This window comes from Enterobacter sp. T1-1 (assembly GCF_000710795.1).
In the GTDB taxonomy this organism is placed as follows: Bacteria; Pseudomonadota; Gammaproteobacteria; order Enterobacterales; family Enterobacteriaceae; genus Enterobacter; species Enterobacter cloacae.
In genome coordinates this window covers 42565-59244 of the sequence record NZ_JALW01000052.1, presented here as the reverse complement: position 1 = coordinate 59244, position 16680 = coordinate 42565, and the positions used below count along the sequence as shown (strand labels likewise).

Sequence of the window (16680 nt, the reverse complement as noted above, 5' to 3'; positions counted from 1 at the left end):
AAATGACAGGTAAAAAGCGTTCTGCCAGCTCCAGCCGCTGGCTTCAGGAACACTTTAGCGATAAATATGTTCAACAGGCACAGAAAAAGGGGTTGCGTTCCCGTGCCTGGTTTAAACTTGATGAAATACAGCAAAGTGACAAACTTTTTAAGCCGGGGATGACGGTGGTTGACCTCGGTGCGGCACCTGGCGGATGGTCGCAGTATGCGGTAACGCAGATTGGCGGCACGGGCCGCATCATTGCATGCGATCTTTTACCAATGGATCCCATCGTTGGTGTCGACTTCCTTCAGGGCGACTTTCGTGATGAATTAGTGCTGAAAGCGTTACTTGATCGTGTTGGTGACAGTAAGGTCCAGGTTGTCATGTCGGATATGGCACCAAATATGTGTGGAACACCGGCGGTGGATATCCCCCGCGCCATGTATCTGGTGGAGCTAGCGTTAGAAATGTGTCGTGATGTACTAGCGCCTGGTGGTAGTTTTGTTGTGAAGGTGTTTCAGGGCGAAGGTTTCGAGGAGTATCTTAAGGAAATTCGCTCCCTGTTTGCGAAGGTTAAAGTTCGTAAGCCGGACTCTTCCCGGGCCCGTTCCCGTGAAGTGTATATTGTAGCGACCGGGCGAAAATGATAACCGGTAGATTTCAGACGAAAGTTTGAATGACACTGGATATAGAGTATCCTGACGCTGTTTTTAACACAGTTGTAATATGAGGTTAATCCCTTGAGTGACATGGCGAAAAACCTAATACTCTGGCTGGTCATTGCCGTTGTGCTGATGTCAGTATTCCAGAGCTTTGGGCCCAGCGAGTCGAATGGCCGCAAGGTGGATTATTCTACCTTCCTGCAGGAGGTCAATCAGGACCAGGTTCGCGAAGCGCGTATCAACGGACGTGAGATCAACGTTACCAAGAAAGATAGTAACCGTTACACGACTTACATCCCGGTGAACGATCCTAAGCTGCTTGATAACCTTCTGACTAAAAACGTCAAGGTGGTAGGTGAGCCGCCAGAAGAACCGAGCCTGCTGGCTTCTATCTTCATCTCCTGGTTCCCGATGCTGCTTCTTATCGGCGTCTGGATCTTCTTTATGCGCCAGATGCAGGGCGGCGGTGGCAAAGGTGCCATGTCGTTCGGTAAGAGCAAGGCGCGTATGTTGACGGAAGATCAGATCAAAACCACGTTTGCAGACGTCGCCGGTTGTGACGAAGCAAAAGAAGAGGTGGGTGAACTGGTTGAATACCTGCGCGAGCCGAGCCGTTTCCAGAAGCTGGGCGGTAAGATCCCGAAAGGCGTCCTGATGGTCGGCCCTCCGGGTACCGGTAAGACCCTGCTGGCGAAAGCCATCGCGGGTGAAGCGAAGGTACCGTTCTTTACTATTTCAGGTTCTGACTTCGTAGAAATGTTCGTGGGTGTCGGTGCATCTCGTGTGCGTGACATGTTCGAGCAGGCTAAAAAGGCAGCACCGTGCATTATCTTCATCGATGAAATCGACGCCGTAGGCCGCCAGCGTGGCGCTGGTCTGGGCGGTGGTCACGATGAACGTGAGCAGACCCTGAACCAGATGCTGGTTGAGATGGACGGCTTCGAAGGTAACGAGGGTATTATCGTTATCGCGGCAACTAACCGTCCGGACGTTCTTGATCCTGCGCTGCTGCGTCCAGGCCGTTTCGACCGTCAGGTTGTGGTCGGTCTGCCGGATGTTCGTGGTCGTGAACAGATTCTGAAAGTGCATATGCGTCGCGTACCGCTGGCGCCAGATATCGACGCGGCAATCATTGCGCGCGGTACTCCGGGCTTCTCCGGTGCGGACCTGGCTAACCTGGTCAACGAAGCTGCACTGTTTGCGGCTCGCGGTAACAAACGTGTAGTGTCGATGGTGGAATTCGAAAAAGCGAAAGACAAAATCATGATGGGTGCGGAACGTCGCTCCATGGTGATGACGGAAGCGCAAAAAGAGTCCACGGCATACCACGAAGCGGGCCACGCGATTATCGGTCGACTGGTGCCGGAACACGATCCGGTGCATAAAGTGACGATCATTCCGCGCGGTCGTGCGCTGGGTGTGACCTTCTTCCTGCCTGAAGGCGACGCGATCAGCGCCAGCCGTCAGAAGCTGGAAAGCCAGATTTCAACCCTGTACGGCGGTCGTCTGGCGGAAGAGATTATCTACGGTCCGGAACATGTTTCTACCGGTGCGTCCAACGATATTAAAGTGGCGACAAACCTGGCGCGTAACATGGTGACTCAGTGGGGCTTCTCCGACAAACTCGGTCCACTGCTCTATGCAGAGGAAGAGGGCGAAGTATTCCTGGGCCGTTCTGTGGCGAAAGCGAAACATATGTCTGATGAAACGGCTCGTATCATCGACCAGGAAGTGAAAGCGCTGATTGAACGTAACTACGGTCGCGCACGTCAGATCCTGAACGACAATATGGACATCCTGCATTCGATGAAAGATGCGCTCATGAAATATGAGACCATCGATGCTCCGCAGATTGACGACCTGATGGCTCGCCGTGAAGTGCGTCCGCCAGCAGGCTGGGAAGACCCAGGCGCTTCCAACAATTCTGACAACAATGGCACCCCGCGTGCGCCGCGTCCGGTTGATGAACCGCGTACGCCGAACCCGGGTAACACCATGTCAGAACAGTTGGGCGACAAGTAAGTCACTGCTGTTGGCGAGTGTGTCTGTACCTCAAACCCTGGAGCTTGCTCCGGGGTTTTTCTTTTCTGTTTAACCATATTAATACCAGGGATTTAGCCATGAAACTTTTCGCCCAGGACTCGCATCTCGATCTCTCACATCCGCATGTGATGGGGATCCTGAATGTTACCCCTGACTCCTTCTCAGATGGCGGTACGCATAACACGCTTATTGAGGCGGTTAAGCACGCCAATCTGATGATCAACGCGGGCGCTACCATCATTGACGTTGGCGGTGAGTCGACGCGTCCGGGGGCGGCAGAGGTTTCAGTGGAGGAAGAACTGGCGCGTGTGGTGCCGGTGGTTGAAGCCATCGCACAACGTTTTGAGGTGTGGATATCCGTGGACACGTCTAAGCCAGAGGTGATTCGTGAAGTGGCGCGAGTGGGTGCTCACATCATCAATGATATCCGCTCTCTGACCGAGCCGGGGGCGATTGAAGCGGCTGCGGAAACCGGGCTGCCGGTTTGTCTGATGCATATGCAGGGAAAACCGAAAACGATGCAGGATGCGCCTAAGTATGAGGATGTCTTTGCGGATGTGAATCGCTTCTTTATTGAGCATATTGCACGCTGTGAACGTGCAGGTATCGCAAAAGAGAAATTGCTGCTCGACCCGGGGTTCGGTTTCGGTAAAAATCTCTCCCACAATTATGCGTTGCTTGCGCGTTTATCCGAGTTTCATCATTTCGGCCTGCCGTTGCTGGTTGGCATGTCGAGAAAGTCGATGATTGGGCAGTTGCTGAATGTCGGGCCGAGTGAACGCCTGAGCGGCAGTCTGGCCTGCGCGGTGATTGCAGCAATGCAAGGCGCGCATATTATCCGTGTCCATGATGTTAAAGAAACAGTAGAAGCCATGCGTGTGGTGGAAGCCACACTGGCAGCGAAGGAAAAGAAACGCTATGAGTAATCGTAAATATTTTGGTACCGATGGTATCCGTGGGCGCGTAGGCGATGCTCCAATCACCCCTGATTTTGTGCTTAAGCTTGGCTGGGCTGCTGGCAAGGTTCTGGCACGTCATGGCTCGCGTAAGATCATCATTGGCAAAGACACCCGCATTTCCGGCTATATGCTGGAGTCCGCACTGGAAGCCGGTCTCGCCGCTGCCGGGCTTTCAGCATCCTTTACTGGCCCAATGCCAACACCTGCTGTCGCCTATCTGACGCGTACCTTCCGCGCGGAAGCCGGCATCGTGATTTCCGCCTCACATAACCCGTTCTATGATAACGGTATCAAGTTCTTCTCCATTGATGGCACCAAGCTGCCGGATGATGTGGAAGAGGCGATCGAAGCCGAAATGGAAAAAGAGATCACCTGTGTTGATTCCGCTGAGCTGGGCAAAGCAAACCGTATTGTTGATGCGGCTGGCCGTTACATTGAATTCTGCAAAGGGACCTTCCCGAACGAGCTAAGCCTGGCTCACCTCAAAATTGTGGTGGACTGTGCAAACGGCGCGACGTATCACATTGCGCCGAATGTTTTCCGCGAGCTGGGGGCGAAGGTGATCACTATTGGCTGTGAGCCCGATGGTTTGAACATTAACGAACAGGTCGGTGCGACGGATGTTCGTGCCCTGCAGGCACGCGTGCTGGCAGAAAAAGCGGACCTGGGTATTGCCCTGGACGGCGACGGCGACCGCGTGATCATGGTTGACCACGAAGGGAACAAGGTCGATGGCGACCAGATCCTTTACATTATTGCGCGCGAAGGTCTGCGTCAGGGACAGTTGCGCGGCGGTGCGGTTGGCACGCTGATGAGCAACATGGGTCTGGAGCTGGCATTGAAACAGCTGGGGATCCCGTTTGTTCGCGCGAAGGTGGGTGACCGCTACGTGCTGGAAAAACTGCAGGAGAAAGGCTGGCGCATTGGCGCTGAAAACTCCGGCCATGTGATCCTGCTCGACAAAACCACCACCGGTGACGGCATTGTGGCAGCGCTTCAGGTTGTTGCCGCGATGGCACGCAACCATATGAGCCTGCACGATCTGTGCAGCGGCATGAAAATGTTCCCGCAGATCCTTGTGAACGTGCGCTTCACCGCAGGCAAAGGCGATCCGCTGGAAAATGATAACGTCAAAGCGGTGATGGCAGACGTTGAAGCTGCGCTTGGCAACCGTGGGCGTGTTCTGCTGCGTAAGTCAGGTACTGAACCGCTGATCCGCGTGATGGTGGAAGGCGAAGACGAAGCGCAGGTGACTGAATTTGCGCACCGTATTGCAGATGCTGTAAAAGCTGCATAACTTTTCACAGTAAGTGTTTAAAAAGGCGGCGCTTGCCGCCTTAGTTTTAAGCATTTAATGGCTTTTTGCTGTTTTTTTCTGCAGTTGATACAATGCGTCAAAATTGCCCTTGCGAAGGTCATTCGCTTTGGTTAGTATTCACACCCGCTTCAGTGGGAAACAAAAATCCTGCTAATTGGTCGAAGCATTGGTATGCGGCAAATCCGCAAGGAACAGGTTGATTATGTACGAAGCTCTTTTAGTTATTTTCCTTATTGTAGCCATCGCTCTCGTAGCGCTGATTATGCTGCAGCAAGGTAAAGGCGCTGATATGGGAGCCTCCTTCGGAGCAGGCGCTTCCGGTACGCTGTTCGGTTCAAGTGGTTCTGCGAACTTTATGACCCGTACTACAGCGATTCTGGCTACGCTGTTCTTCATCATCAGCCTGGTGCTTGGCAATATCAACAGCAACAAGACCAGCAAAGGAAGCGAGTGGGAAAACCTGAGCGCGCCAGCGAAAACTGAGCAGACTCAGCCAGCTGCACCGGCTAAGCCAACCAGCGATATCCCGCAGTAAGTATTCCGTACCGAGGTGGTGGAATTGGTAGACACGCTACCTTGAGGTGGTAGTGCCCTAACGGGCTTGTGGGTTCGAGTCCCATCCTCGGTACCAATATTCCAGAAAAAAGACGTCGAAAGACGTCTTTTTTTGTTTGTATTTTTTATCGATCGTAGGCCCGGTAAGCGCAGCGCCACCGGGCAAAATGGCGGGTGGCGCTGCGCTTACCCGCCCTACAAAAGGCCACAAAAAAGGCGTCCATCGGACGCCTTTTACACTTCACATCAGCGATTACTTCTTATCGCTGTGCTCCAGGTTTTCAACCTGCGGCAGGCCGTTACCGGAACTGGCTGACAGCAGGCCATTCTCAACGTAGTTGAACAGCTTCTCACGGGTATCGGTGATATCCAGATTACGCATGGTCAGCTGGCCGATACGGTCATCAGGTGAGAACACGGATTCACCTTTTTCCATGGTCAGACGTTCTGCTTTATAGGTCAGGTTGTCAGACACAGTGTTCAGAATGGAGTAGTCATTCCCGCGACGCAGTTCCAGAGTGACTTCGCCAGTGATAGCGCTTGCCACCCAACGCTGCAGGGCATCACGCAGCATCAGTGCCTGTGGATCGAACCAGCGGCCCTGATACAGCAGTTTACCCAACTGACGGCCATGGGAGTGATACTGCTCGATGGTATCTTCGTTGTGAATGCCGGTCAGCAGACGCTCATAGGCAATGTGCAGCAGCGCCATCCCCGGGGCTTCATAGATGCCACGGCTTTTCGCTTCGATGATACGGTTTTCGATCTGATCGCTCATACCCAGGCCGTGACGACCGCCGATGCGGTTCGCTTCCAGCATCAGTTCCACATCATCAGAGAAGGTCTTGCCGTTCAGGGCTACCGGGTGGCCACGCTCGAAACGCACGGTCACTTCTTCTGCCGGGATTTTGACGCTTTCATCCCAGAATTTCACGCCCATGATTGGGTTAACGATTTTCACGCTGGAGTTCAGGAACTCCAGATCTTTTGCTTCGTGCGTTGCGCCCAGCATGTTGGAGTCAGTGGAGTAGGCTTTTTCGACGGACATTTTATAGTCGAAGCCGCAGGCGATCATAAATTCAGACATTTCATGACGGCCGCCCAGCTCATCGATAAAATCGGTGTCCAGCCACGGTTTGTAAATCTGCAGCTCGGCGTTGGTCAGCAGGCCATAACGATAGAAACGTTCAATATCGTTACCTTTATAAGTACTGCCGTCACCCCAGATGTTCACGCCATCTTCTTTCATGGCGGCAACCAGCATGGTGCCGGTCACGGCACGGCCCAGTGGGGTGGTGTTGAAATAGGTCAGACCGCCGGTGGTATTATGGAACGCGCCACACTGGATAGCGGCAATACCTTCGGCGACCAGCTGCTTACGACAATCAATCAGACGTGCGTTCTCTGCGCCATACTCTTTAGCACGACGAGGAATGGCATCATAGTCGTCCTCATCCGGCTGACCCAGGTTCGCAGTATATGCATACGGAACCGCTCCCTTTTGGCGCATCCACAGCAGTGCAGCGCTGGTATCCAGGCCGCCTGAAAAAGCGATGCCAATACGTTGTCCTACCGGAAGATGCTTGAGAATCGTCGTCATAAAATAAAACCCTGCGTGATTGACTGATTAGAGACCGCTTTCGCTCTCGATGCATGTTTATGCAAAATAAGTGAGTATTCATTTAATCATCTTTTGTCGATGACCGGAAGAGACTCGTGCGTTTTTTGTAAAAATTTCCCTCCGTATGCCCTGGCGGAAACTGAGTTGACAGATGGGGCTCACTATCAATATACTAAACGCCGGTTTTACGTCCCGTCTTCGGTACCAAATCCCAGCATTATTTGCAAATTCTGTCCAAAACGCGTAGAATTTGCCACGTTTCAGGCGCGGGGTGGAGCAGCCTGGTAGCTCGTCGGGCTCATAACCCGAAGGTCGTCGGTTCAAATCCGGCCCCCGCAACCACTTTCCCATAAAGTCATTTTTCAAATATACTGTGAAGACTCAGAGCCTTCGTAGCTGGATTTGAAAAAATTCTTTCGGAGAGTGCTCCAGGCCACAGTTGTGGCTATAGGGTTCAGTTATCTAAAGCCCCGATTTATCGGGGTTTTTTGTTATCTGACTACAGAATAACTGGGCTTTACGCCCTTTTTTTATGTCTTGGGGGTGGGCTTGTCCACATTAGAGCAAAAATTAACAGAGATGATTACTGCACCGGTCGAAGCACTGGGCTACGAACTGGTCGGCATCGAATTCGTTCGCGGCCGCACATCGACGCTGCGCATCTATATTGATAGTGAAGATGGCATCAATGTTGATGATTGTGCTGATGTTAGCCACCAGGTGAGTGCGGTTCTTGATGTTGAAGACCCAATTACCGTTGCGTACAACCTGGAAGTTTCCTCACCTGGCCTCGATCGCCCGATGTTCACGGCCGAGCACTATGTGCGCTTTACCGGTGAAGAAGTGGCTCTCGTTCTGCGTATGGCCGTACAGAACCGCCGTAAATGGCAGGGAATTATCAAAGCCGTTGATGGTGAAATGATCACGGTAACAGTCGAAGGCAAAGATGAAGTGTTCGCGCTGAGTAATATCCAGAAGGCGAACCTGGTTCCCCACTTTTAACAGTCTGGATTGAGGTGAAAAGCCCGCGATGAACAAAGAAATTTTGGCTGTTGTTGAAGCCGTCTCCAACGAGAAATCACTGCCGCGTGAAAAGATTTTCGAAGCGCTGGAAAGTGCACTGGCTACAGCAACCAAGAAAAAATACGAACAAGAGATCGATGTTCGCGTAGAAATCGATCGTAAAAGCGGTGACTTCGATACATTCCGTCGTTGGGTAATCGTTGAAGAAGTGACCCAGCCAACTAAAGAGATCACCCTGGAAGCGGCGCGTTTTGAAGACGAAAGCCTGAACGTTGGTGACTATGTTGAAGATCAGATTGAATCTGTGACCTTCGACCGTATCACCACCCAGACCGCAAAACAGGTTATCGTGCAGAAAGTTCGCGAAGCCGAGCGTGCGCTGGTTGTCGATCAGTTCCGCGATCAGGAAGGCGAAATCATCACTGGCGTGGTGAAGAAAGTGAACCGCGACAACATCTCTCTGGAGATCAAATCCGAAGGGATGCCGGGCAACGCTGAAGCTGTGATTCTCCGTGAAGACATGCTGCCGCGTGAAAACTTCCGCCCTGGCGACCGTATCCGTGGTGTGCTGTATGCCGTTCGCCCTGAAGCGCGTGGTGCACAGCTGTTCGTGACCCGTTCTAAACCAGAAATGCTGGTTGAACTGTTCCGTATCGAAGTGCCGGAAATCGGCGAAGAAGTTATCGAAATTAAAGCGGCGGCTCGCGATCCGGGCTCCCGTGCGAAAATTGCGGTGAAAACCAACGACAAGCGTATCGACCCGGTCGGTGCTTGCGTCGGTATGCGTGGTGCGCGTGTTCAGGCGGTCTCTACCGAGCTGGGCGGCGAACGTATCGATATCGTTCTGTGGGATGACAACCCGGCGCAGTTCGTGATCAACGCAATGGCTCCGGCGGATGTTGCGTCTATCGTTGTTGACGAAGACAAACACACCATGGATATCGCTGTTGAAGCGGGTAACCTGGCGCAGGCAATCGGCCGTAACGGTCAGAACGTACGCCTGGCGTCACAGCTGAGCGGCTGGGAACTCAACGTGATGACCGTTGATGACCTGCAGGCCAAGCATCAGGCTGAAGCCCATGCGGCGATCGATACCTTCACGAAATACCTGGACATTGACGAAGAGTTCGCCACGGTTCTGGTAGAAGAAGGTTTCTCTACGCTGGAAGAACTGGCCTATGTGCCAATGAAAGAGCTGCTGGAAATTGACGGTCTGGATGAACCAACCGTTGAAGCCCTGCGTGAACGCGCTAAAAACGCACTGACCACCCTGGCACTGGCTCAGGAAGAAAGCCTTGGCGATAAAAAGCCGGCTGATGACCTGCTGAATCTGGAAGGTCTTGATCGTGCGATTGCGTTCAAGCTGGCTGCCCGTGGTGTTTGTACGCTGGAAGATCTCGCTGAGCAAGGCGTTGATGACCTGGCTGATATCGAAGGTTTAACCGACGAGAAAGCCGGCGAACTCATCATGGCCGCACGTAATATTTGCTGGTTCGGCGACGAAGCGTAATAAACTGTAGCAGGAAGGAACAGCATGACTGATGTAACTGTAAAATCGCTGGCTGCTGAGATTCAGACCTCCGTGGACCGCCTGGTACAGCAATTTGCTGATGCAGGGATCCCGAAGACCGCTGATGACTCAGTGACGGCAAACGAAAAACAAACCTTGTTAGCGCACCTCAACCGTGAACACGGCTCTGCGCCTGACAAGCTGACGCTGCAGCGCAAAACGCGCAGCACGTTGAATATTCCAGGTACCGGTGGCAAAAGTAAATCGGTACAAATTGAAGTCCGCAAGACGCGCACCTTTGTAAAACGTGATCCGCAAGAGGCAGAGCGCCTTGCCGCGGAAGAGCAGGCACAGCGTGAAGCGGAAGAACAAGCTCAGCGTGAGGCAGAAGCAACTGCCAAACGTGAGGCAGAATTAAAAGCTGAACGTGAGGCCGCAGAAAAAGCGAAACGCGACGCAAGTGAAAAAGTGAAGCGTGAAGCTGCGGAAAAAGACAAAGTGAGCAATCAACAGACAGACGAAATGACCAAAACCGCCCAGGCTGAAAAAGCCCGTCGTGAAAATGAAGCTGCCGAACTGAAGCGTAAAGCCGAAGAAGAAGCACGCCGCAAGCTTGAAGAAGAAGCGCGTCGTGTGGCTGAAGAAGCGCGCCGTATGGCAGAAGAAAACGAGAAGAACGGTATTGATACCGCTGAGCAGTCTGAAGATACCAGCGACTATCACGTGACCACTTCTCAGCACGCGCGTCAGGCTGAAGATGATAACGACCGTGAAGTAGAAGGCGGCCGTGGCCGTGGTCGCAATGCGAAAGCAGCGCGTCCGGCGAAAAAAGGCAACAAACACGCCGAGTCTAAAGCTGACCGTGAAGAAGCGCGTGCAGCCGTGCGTGGCGGTAAAGGCGGCAAACAGCGTAAAGGTTCTTCCCTGCAGCAGGGCTTCCAGAAGCCTGCTCAGGCCGTTAACCGTGACGTTGTGATCGGCGAAACCATCACCGTTGGCGATCTGGCGAACAAAATGGCGGTTAAAGGCTCTCAGGTCATCAAAGCGATGATGAAACTGGGCGCAATGGCGACCATCAACCAGGTGATCGACCAGGAAACCGCACAGCTGGTTGCCGAAGAGATGGGACACAAAGTTATCCTGCGTCGTGAAAACGAGCTGGAAGAAGCAGTAATGAGCGACCGTGATACCGGTGCTGCGGCAGAACCGCGTGCGCCAGTTGTGACCATCATGGGTCACGTTGACCACGGTAAAACCTCTCTGCTCGACTACATTCGTTCTACGAAAGTAGCCTCCGGTGAAGCGGGTGGTATTACCCAGCACATCGGTGCATATCACGTAGAAACCGACAACGGTATGATCACCTTCCTGGATACCCCAGGCCACGCCGCGTTTACCTCAATGCGTGCTCGTGGTGCTCAGGCGACAGATATCGTTGTTCTGGTTGTTGCTGCAGACGATGGCGTCATGCCACAGACCATCGAAGCTATCCAGCACGCGAAAGCGGCGGGTGTGCCGGTTGTGGTTGCAGTGAACAAGATCGATAAGCCAGAAGCGGATCCAGATCGTGTTAAAAACGAACTGTCCCAGTACGGCATCCTGCCAGAAGAGTGGGGCGGTGAAAGCCAGTTCGTACACGTATCTGCGAAAGCAGGTACTGGTATCGACGAGCTGCTGGACGCGATCCTGCTGCAGGCTGAAGTTCTGGAGCTGAAAGCGATCCGTAACGGTATGGCGAGCGGCGCGGTTATCGAATCCTTCCTGGATAAAGGCCGTGGCCCGGTGGCTACCGTTCTGGTTCGCGAAGGTACACTGCATAAAGGCGATATCGTCCTGTGTGGTTTCGAATACGGTCGTGTTCGTGCGATGCGTAACGAACTGGGTCAGGAAGTGCTGGAAGCAGGTCCGTCCATTCCAGTGGAAATCCTCGGTCTGTCCGGTGTGCCGGCTGCCGGTGACGAAGTGACCGTTGTGCGTGACGAGAAGAAAGCGCGTGAAGTTGCACTGTACCGTCAGGGCAAATTCCGTGAAGTTAAACTGGCTCGTCAGCAGAAATCTAAACTCGAGAACATGTTCGCGAACATGGCTGAAGGCGAAGTTCACGAAGTGAACGTCGTACTGAAAGCTGACGTTCAGGGTTCTGTGGAAGCGATCTCCGACTCCTTGCTGAAACTGTCTACTGACGAAGTTAAAGTGAAGATCATCGGTTCTGGCGTAGGTGGTATCACCGAAACCGACGCAACCCTGGCGGCTGCCTCTAACGCCATTCTGGTTGGCTTCAACGTGCGTGCTGACGCGTCTGCTCGCCGCGTGATCGAAGCAGAAAGCCTGGATCTGCGTTACTACTCCGTCATCTATAACCTGATCGACGAAGTGAAAGCAGCGATGAGCGGTATGCTGTCTCCAGAGCTGAAACAGCAGATCATCGGTCTGGCCGAAGTGCGCGATGTGTTCAAATCGCCGAAATTCGGTGCGATCGCGGGCTGTATGGTTACCGAAGGTACCATCAAGCGTCACAACCCAATCCGCGTACTGCGTGACAACGTGGTTATCTACGAAGGCGAGCTGGAATCTCTGCGCCGCTTCAAAGATGACGTTAACGAAGTCCGTAACGGCATGGAATGTGGTATCGGCGTGAAGAACTACAACGACGTTCGCGTTGGCGATATGATCGAAGTGTTCGAAATCATCGAGATCCAACGCAGCATCGACTAATCCTGTTGGGATAGGTCCATATGTCGGCCGGGATCGCCTCGTGCCACCCGGCAATAATTTTAAAAAGGGGCTTTAGCCCCTTTTTTGTCTGGAGAATTTATTATGGCGAAAGAATTTGGTCGCCCGCAGCGCGTAGCGCAGGAAATGCAGAAAGAGATCGCGCTCATTCTGCAACGCGAAATTAAAGATCCGCGTGTGGGCATGATGACCACCGTGTCCGGCGTGGAGATGTCCCGTGACCTCGCGTATGCCAAAGTGTTCGTGACGTTCCTGAACGATCAGGACGAAGCAGCAGTGAAAAATGGCATTAAAGCGTTGCAGGAAGCCTCTGGTTTCATCCGCTCTCTGCTCGGCAAAGCGATGCGTCTGCGTATCGTGCCTGAGCTGACCTTCTTCTACGACAACTCCCTGGTCGAAGGTATGCGTATGTCCAACCTGGTGACCAGCGTGGTGAAACATGACGACGAACGTCGTGTTAACCCGGCGGACGACAGCAAGGAGGACTGATGAGTCGTCCTCGTCGTCGTGGCCGCGACGTGCATGGTGTGCTGCTGCTGGATAAACCCCAGGGCGCATCCAGCAACGACGTGCTGCAAAAAGTGAAGCGTATTTATAATGCCAACCGTGCGGGCCATACAGGCGCGCTGGACCCCCTGGCGACGGGCATGCTGCCCATCTGCCTGGGGGAGGCAACAAAGTTTTCTCAGTACCTGCTGGATTCCGATAAGCGTTATCGCGTTATCGCCAGGCTGGGCCAGCGCACGGACACCTCCGATGCCGATGGTCAGGTGGTGGAAGAGCGTCCTGTGACGTTTAGCGCAGAGCAACTGGATGCGGCGCTGGAGAGCTTCCGTGGCGATACGCTGCAGGTGCCGTCGATGTATTCTGCACTGAAATATCAGGGTAAAAAGCTCTACGAATATGCGCGCCAGGGTATTGAAGTGCCGCGTGAAGCCCGACCGATCACCGTGTATGAACTGCTCTTTATTCGCCACGAGGGTAACGAACTGGAGCTGGAAGTGCACTGTTCGAAAGGCACCTATATTCGCACCATTATCGACGACCTCGGCGAGAAGCTGGGCTGCGGTGCGCATGTTATCTACCTGCGTCGCCTGGCCGTCAGTAAATATCCGGTTGAGCGGATGGTGACCCTTGAGCATCTGCACGCGCTGGTTGAACAGGCGCAAGCGCAGGGTGTTGCCGCGGCAGATTTGCTTGACCCGCTGCTGATGCCGATGGACAGCCCGGCGGCAGACTTCCCGGTTGTTAATCTTCCTTTAACATCGTCCGTTTACTTTAAGAACGGAAACCCGGTTCGGACCACGAATGCACCGCTGGAAGGCCTGGTACGCGTGACCGAAGGGGATGACGGTAAGTTTATCGGCATGGGTGAAATGGACGGTGAAGGACGCGTTGCGCCCCGCCGTCTGGTGGTGGAATACCCGGTCGAAGGCTGACGGCGATATCAGCTCACCTTGCGGTAAACCGGTGAGGCGAGTAGAATATCGCGGCTTAACGTCCGGCAAATTGTTTAACAATTTTGTGGGGCGTATACGGGGATCGCTGAATTAGAGATCGGCATCCTTACATTCTTTATACTTTGGAGTTTGAAAATGTCTCTAAGCGTTGAAGCTAAAGCTAAAATCGTTTCTGAGTTTGGTCGTGGTACTAACGACAGCGGTTCTACCGAAGTTCAGGTTGCACTGCTGACTGCACAGATTAACCACCTGCAGGGTCACTTTGCAGAGCACAAAAAAGATCACCACAGCCGTCGTGGTCTGCTGCGTATGGTTTCTCAGCGTCGTAAACTGCTCGACTACCTGAAACGTAAAGATGTTGCACGTTACTCCGCGCTGATCGAGCGTCTGGGTCTGCGTCGCTAAGTCTTGCGAGTTTCAGAAAAGGGGGCCTGATGGCCCCTTTTTTCAACCGGACCGCAGCAATTCACTGGAAACTATTGTATTGTTGCTATAAATGATCTTCCTTGCAGAGGTTCGCGCGGCTAATGAGAGGCTTCACCCATGGGGGTGTTGGTTGTCATTAGTCGCGAGGATGCGAAGAAGGTCGGGTTAAATCGTCAGCACACCGGTGGTGTGCTGTCAAACATTTAAGAAAGGACAGAATTTTGCTGAATCCGATCGTTCGTAAATTCCAGTATGGTCAGCATACCGTCACGCTGGAAACCGGCATGATGGCACGTCAGGCTACTGCTGCCGTTATGGTAAGCATGGATGACACCGCGGTATTCGTGACCGTTGTTGGCCAGAAAAAAGCTAAACCAGGTCAGGACTTCTTCCCACTGACCGTTAACTACCAGGAGCGTACTTACGCTGCCGGTAAAATCCCGGGTGGCTTCTTCCGTCGTGAAGGCCGTCCAAGCGAAGGCGAAACCCTGATCGCGCGTCTGATTGACCGCCCGGTTCGTCCGCTGTTCCCGGAAGGCTTCGTAAACGAAGTGCAGGTTATCGCGACCGTGGTTTCCGTTAACCCACAGGTTAACCCGGATATCGTTGCGATGATCGGTGCCTCCGCTGCGCTGTCTCTGTCCGGTATTCCATTCAATGGTCCTATCGGTGCCGCGCGCGTTGGTTACATCAACGACCAGTACGTGCTGAACCCGACTCAGGAAGAGCTGAAAGAAAGTAAGCTGGACCTGGTTGTTGCCGGTACGGAAGCCGCCGTTCTGATGGTTGAGTCTGAAGCAGAGCTGCTGAGCGAAGACCAGATGCTGGGCGCTGTGGTCTTCGGCCACGACCAACAGCAGGTTGTTATCCAGAACATCAACGAGCTGGTGAAAGAAGCCGGTAAACCACGTTGGGACTGGCAGCCTGAAGCCGCTAACGACGCGCTGAACGCACGCGTTGCTGCACTGGCTGAAGCGCGTCTGAGCGATGCGTACCGTATCACCGACAAGCAGGAGCGTTATGCTCAGGTTGACGTGATCAAAGACGAAACCATCGCCACGCTGGTTGCTGAAGACGAAACGCTGGACGCTAACGAGCTGAGCGAAATTTTGCACGCAATCGAGAAAAACGTTGTTCGTAGCCGCGTACTGGCTGGCGAGCCGCGTATTGATGGCCGTGAAAAAGACATGATCCGTGGTCTGGACGTGCGTACTGGCGTACTGCCACGTACTCACGGTTCTGCGCTGTTCACCCGTGGCGAAACGCAGGCGCTGGTTACCGCGACCCTGGGTACTGCACGTGACGCACAGATCATCGACGAGCTGATGGGCGAGCGCACTGACAGCTTCCTGTTCCACTATAACTTCCCTCCGTACTCCGTAGGGGAAACCGGTATGGTGGGTTCGCCTAAGCGTCGTGAAATTGGTCACGGTCGTCTGGCGAAGCGCGGCGTGCTGGCAGTGATGCCAGACGCAGACAAATTCCCGTACACCGTTCGTGTGGTTTCTGAAATCACCGAATCCAACGGTTCTTCTTCCATGGCTTCCGTGTGTGGTGCCTCTCTGGCGCTGATGGATGCAGGCGTGCCAATCAAAGCCGCCGTTGCGGGTATCGCAATGGGTCTGGTGAAAGAGGGCGACAACTTTGTTGTTCTGTCTGACATTCTGGGCGACGAAGACCACCTGGGCGATATGGACTTCAAAGTGGCGGGTTCCCGCGACGGTATCTCTGCACTGCAGATGGATATCAAAATTGAAGGCATCACCAAAGAGATCATGCAGGTTGCTCTGAACCAGGCAAAAGGTGCGCGTCTGCACATCCTGGGCGTGATGGAACAGGCTATCAACGCGCCACGCGGTGATATCTCCGAATTCGCTCCGCGTATTCACACCATCAAGATCAATCCAGACAAGATCAAAGATGTTATCGGTAAGGGCGGTTCCGTGATCCGTGCGCTAACCGAAGAGACCGGCACCACCATTGAAATCGAAGATGACGGTACGGTGAAGATCGCAGCGACCGACGGCGAAAAAGCGAAATTCGCGATTCGTCGCATCGAAGAAATCACTGCAGAAATCGAAGTGGGCCGTATCTACAATGGTAAAGTGACCCGTATCGTTGACTTTGGCGCGTTCGTTGCCATCGGTGGCGGTAAAGAAGGTCTGGTACACATCTCTCAAATCGCTGACAAGCGCGTTGAGAAAGTGACCGATTACCTGCAGATGGGTCAGGAAGTACCGGTTAAAGTTCTGGAAGTTGACCGCCAGGGCCGTATCCGTCTGAGCATTAAAGAAGCAACCGAGCAGTCTCAGCCAGCTGCTGCGCCAGAAGCACCGGCAGCAGAACAGCAAGGCGAGTAAGGTTGCCATTTGCCCTCCGCATCGCGGA

At 53.5% G+C, this 16680-nt stretch carries 13 protein-coding genes and 2 tRNA genes; 14 read left to right on the top strand and 1 reads right to left on the bottom strand.

Annotated features, from left to right (window positions below; genetic code table 11):
- Positions 1 to 2 precede the first annotated feature (2 nt).
- From rlmE to AK59_RS0117470, 6 genes are all read left to right on the top strand, one after another.
- Positions 3 to 629 carry a 23S rRNA (uridine(2552)-2'-O)-methyltransferase RlmE gene (gene rlmE, locus AK59_RS0117495; RefSeq protein WP_003861812.1) on the top strand — a complete coding sequence of 209 codons (627 nt, stop codon included), beginning with the start codon at positions 3 to 5 and terminating at the stop codon, positions 627 to 629.
- A 102-nt stretch (positions 630 to 731) separates the two neighbouring features.
- Positions 732 to 2666 carry an ATP-dependent zinc metalloprotease FtsH gene (ftsH, locus tag AK59_RS0117490; RefSeq protein WP_013098921.1) on the top strand — a complete coding sequence of 645 codons (1935 nt, stop codon included), beginning with the start codon at positions 732 to 734 and terminating at the stop codon, positions 2664 to 2666.
- Positions 2667 to 2764: 98 nt separating this feature from the next.
- Positions 2765 to 3613 (top strand): dihydropteroate synthase, encoded by an 849-nt coding sequence (folP, locus tag AK59_RS0117485; protein ID WP_020687345.1) that lies wholly within the window; start codon positions 2765 to 2767, stop codon positions 3611 to 3613.
- Positions 3606 to 4943, top strand: a complete 1338-nt coding sequence (glmM, locus tag AK59_RS0117480; RefSeq protein ID WP_013098919.1) for a phosphoglucosamine mutase — start codon at positions 3606 to 3608, stop codon at positions 4941 to 4943. Before folP ends, glmM begins: the two co-directional genes overlap by 8 nt.
- Positions 4944 to 5166: 223 nt before the next feature.
- Positions 5167 to 5499 (top strand): preprotein translocase subunit SecG, encoded by a 333-nt coding sequence (gene secG / locus AK59_RS0117475; protein ID WP_003861803.1) that lies wholly within the window; start codon positions 5167 to 5169, stop codon positions 5497 to 5499.
- Between the two features lie 9 nt (positions 5500 to 5508).
- Positions 5509 to 5595 (top strand) — tRNA-Leu (locus tag AK59_RS0117470).
- 177 nt (positions 5596 to 5772) lie between these two features.
- On the opposite strand, the gene argG is transcribed toward AK59_RS0117470, so the two are convergent.
- Entirely contained in the window at positions 5773 to 7119 is a 1347-nt protein-coding gene (gene argG / locus AK59_RS0117465) for an argininosuccinate synthase (RefSeq protein ID WP_029883387.1), read from the bottom strand.
- Positions 7120 to 7405: 286 nt separating this feature from the next.
- Here argG and AK59_RS0117460 point away from each other — a divergent pair.
- The 8 genes from AK59_RS0117460 to pnp all read left to right on the top strand — a co-directional run bounded on the left by AK59_RS0117460 (position 7406) and on the right by pnp (position 16652).
- Positions 7406 to 7482 (top strand) — tRNA-Met (locus AK59_RS0117460).
- A gap of 207 nt (positions 7483 to 7689) precedes the next feature.
- The gene (gene rimP / locus AK59_RS0117455) at positions 7690 to 8142 is read left to right on the top strand and encodes a ribosome maturation factor RimP (RefSeq protein WP_014833432.1); all 453 of its coding nucleotides are present in this window, start codon (positions 7690 to 7692) and stop codon (positions 8140 to 8142) included.
- Between the two features lie 28 nt (positions 8143 to 8170).
- Positions 8171 to 9673: a transcription termination factor NusA gene (gene nusA, locus AK59_RS0117450; RefSeq protein WP_013098917.1), complete on the top strand. Its 1503-nt coding sequence runs from the start codon at positions 8171 to 8173 to the stop codon at positions 9671 to 9673.
- A 24-nt stretch (positions 9674 to 9697) separates the two neighbouring features.
- On the top strand, positions 9698 to 12388 hold the full coding sequence (infB, locus tag AK59_RS0117445) for a translation initiation factor IF-2 (RefSeq protein WP_013098916.1): 2691 nt from the start codon (positions 9698 to 9700) through the stop codon (positions 12386 to 12388).
- Between the two features lie 102 nt (positions 12389 to 12490).
- Positions 12491 to 12895, top strand: coding sequence for a 30S ribosome-binding factor RbfA (rbfA, locus tag AK59_RS0117440; RefSeq protein ID WP_003024988.1), 405 nt, complete (start codon positions 12491 to 12493; stop codon positions 12893 to 12895).
- The gene (gene truB, locus AK59_RS0117435; protein WP_029883386.1) at positions 12895 to 13845 is read left to right on the top strand and encodes a tRNA pseudouridine(55) synthase TruB; all 951 of its coding nucleotides are present in this window, start codon (positions 12895 to 12897) and stop codon (positions 13843 to 13845) included. The genes rbfA and truB overlap by 1 nt, the downstream gene beginning before the upstream one ends.
- A 156-nt stretch (positions 13846 to 14001) precedes the next feature.
- Entirely contained in the window at positions 14002 to 14271 is a 270-nt protein-coding gene (gene rpsO / locus AK59_RS0117430; protein ID WP_013098914.1) for a 30S ribosomal protein S15, read from the top strand.
- Positions 14272 to 14513: 242 nt separating this feature from the next.
- Positions 14514 to 16652, top strand: coding sequence for a polyribonucleotide nucleotidyltransferase (gene pnp, locus AK59_RS0117425; RefSeq protein WP_013098913.1), 2139 nt, complete (start codon positions 14514 to 14516; stop codon positions 16650 to 16652).
- Positions 16653 to 16680: the final 28 nt, after the last annotated feature.

Coding starts and splice junctions, on each gene's coding strand:
- rbfA (WP_003024988.1), top strand. CDS start 12,491: ATGGCGAAAGAATTTGGTCGCCCGCAGCGCGTAGCGCAGGAAATGCAG.
- folP (WP_020687345.1), top strand. CDS start 2,765: ATGAAACTTTTCGCCCAGGACTCGCATCTCGATCTCTCACATCCGCAT.
- argG (WP_029883387.1), bottom strand. CDS start 7,119: ATGACGACGATTCTCAAGCATCTTCCGGTAGGACAACGTATTGGCATC.
- rpsO (WP_013098914.1), top strand. CDS start 14,002: ATGTCTCTAAGCGTTGAAGCTAAAGCTAAAATCGTTTCTGAGTTTGGT.
- nusA (WP_013098917.1), top strand. CDS start 8,171: ATGAACAAAGAAATTTTGGCTGTTGTTGAAGCCGTCTCCAACGAGAAA.
- infB (WP_013098916.1), top strand. CDS start 9,698: ATGACTGATGTAACTGTAAAATCGCTGGCTGCTGAGATTCAGACCTCC.
- glmM (WP_013098919.1), top strand. CDS start 3,606: ATGAGTAATCGTAAATATTTTGGTACCGATGGTATCCGTGGGCGCGTA.
- secG (WP_003861803.1), top strand. CDS start 5,167: ATGTACGAAGCTCTTTTAGTTATTTTCCTTATTGTAGCCATCGCTCTC.
- truB (WP_029883386.1), top strand. CDS start 12,895: ATGAGTCGTCCTCGTCGTCGTGGCCGCGACGTGCATGGTGTGCTGCTG.
- rlmE (WP_003861812.1), top strand. CDS start 3: ATGACAGGTAAAAAGCGTTCTGCCAGCTCCAGCCGCTGGCTTCAGGAA.
- ftsH (WP_013098921.1), top strand. CDS start 732: ATGGCGAAAAACCTAATACTCTGGCTGGTCATTGCCGTTGTGCTGATG.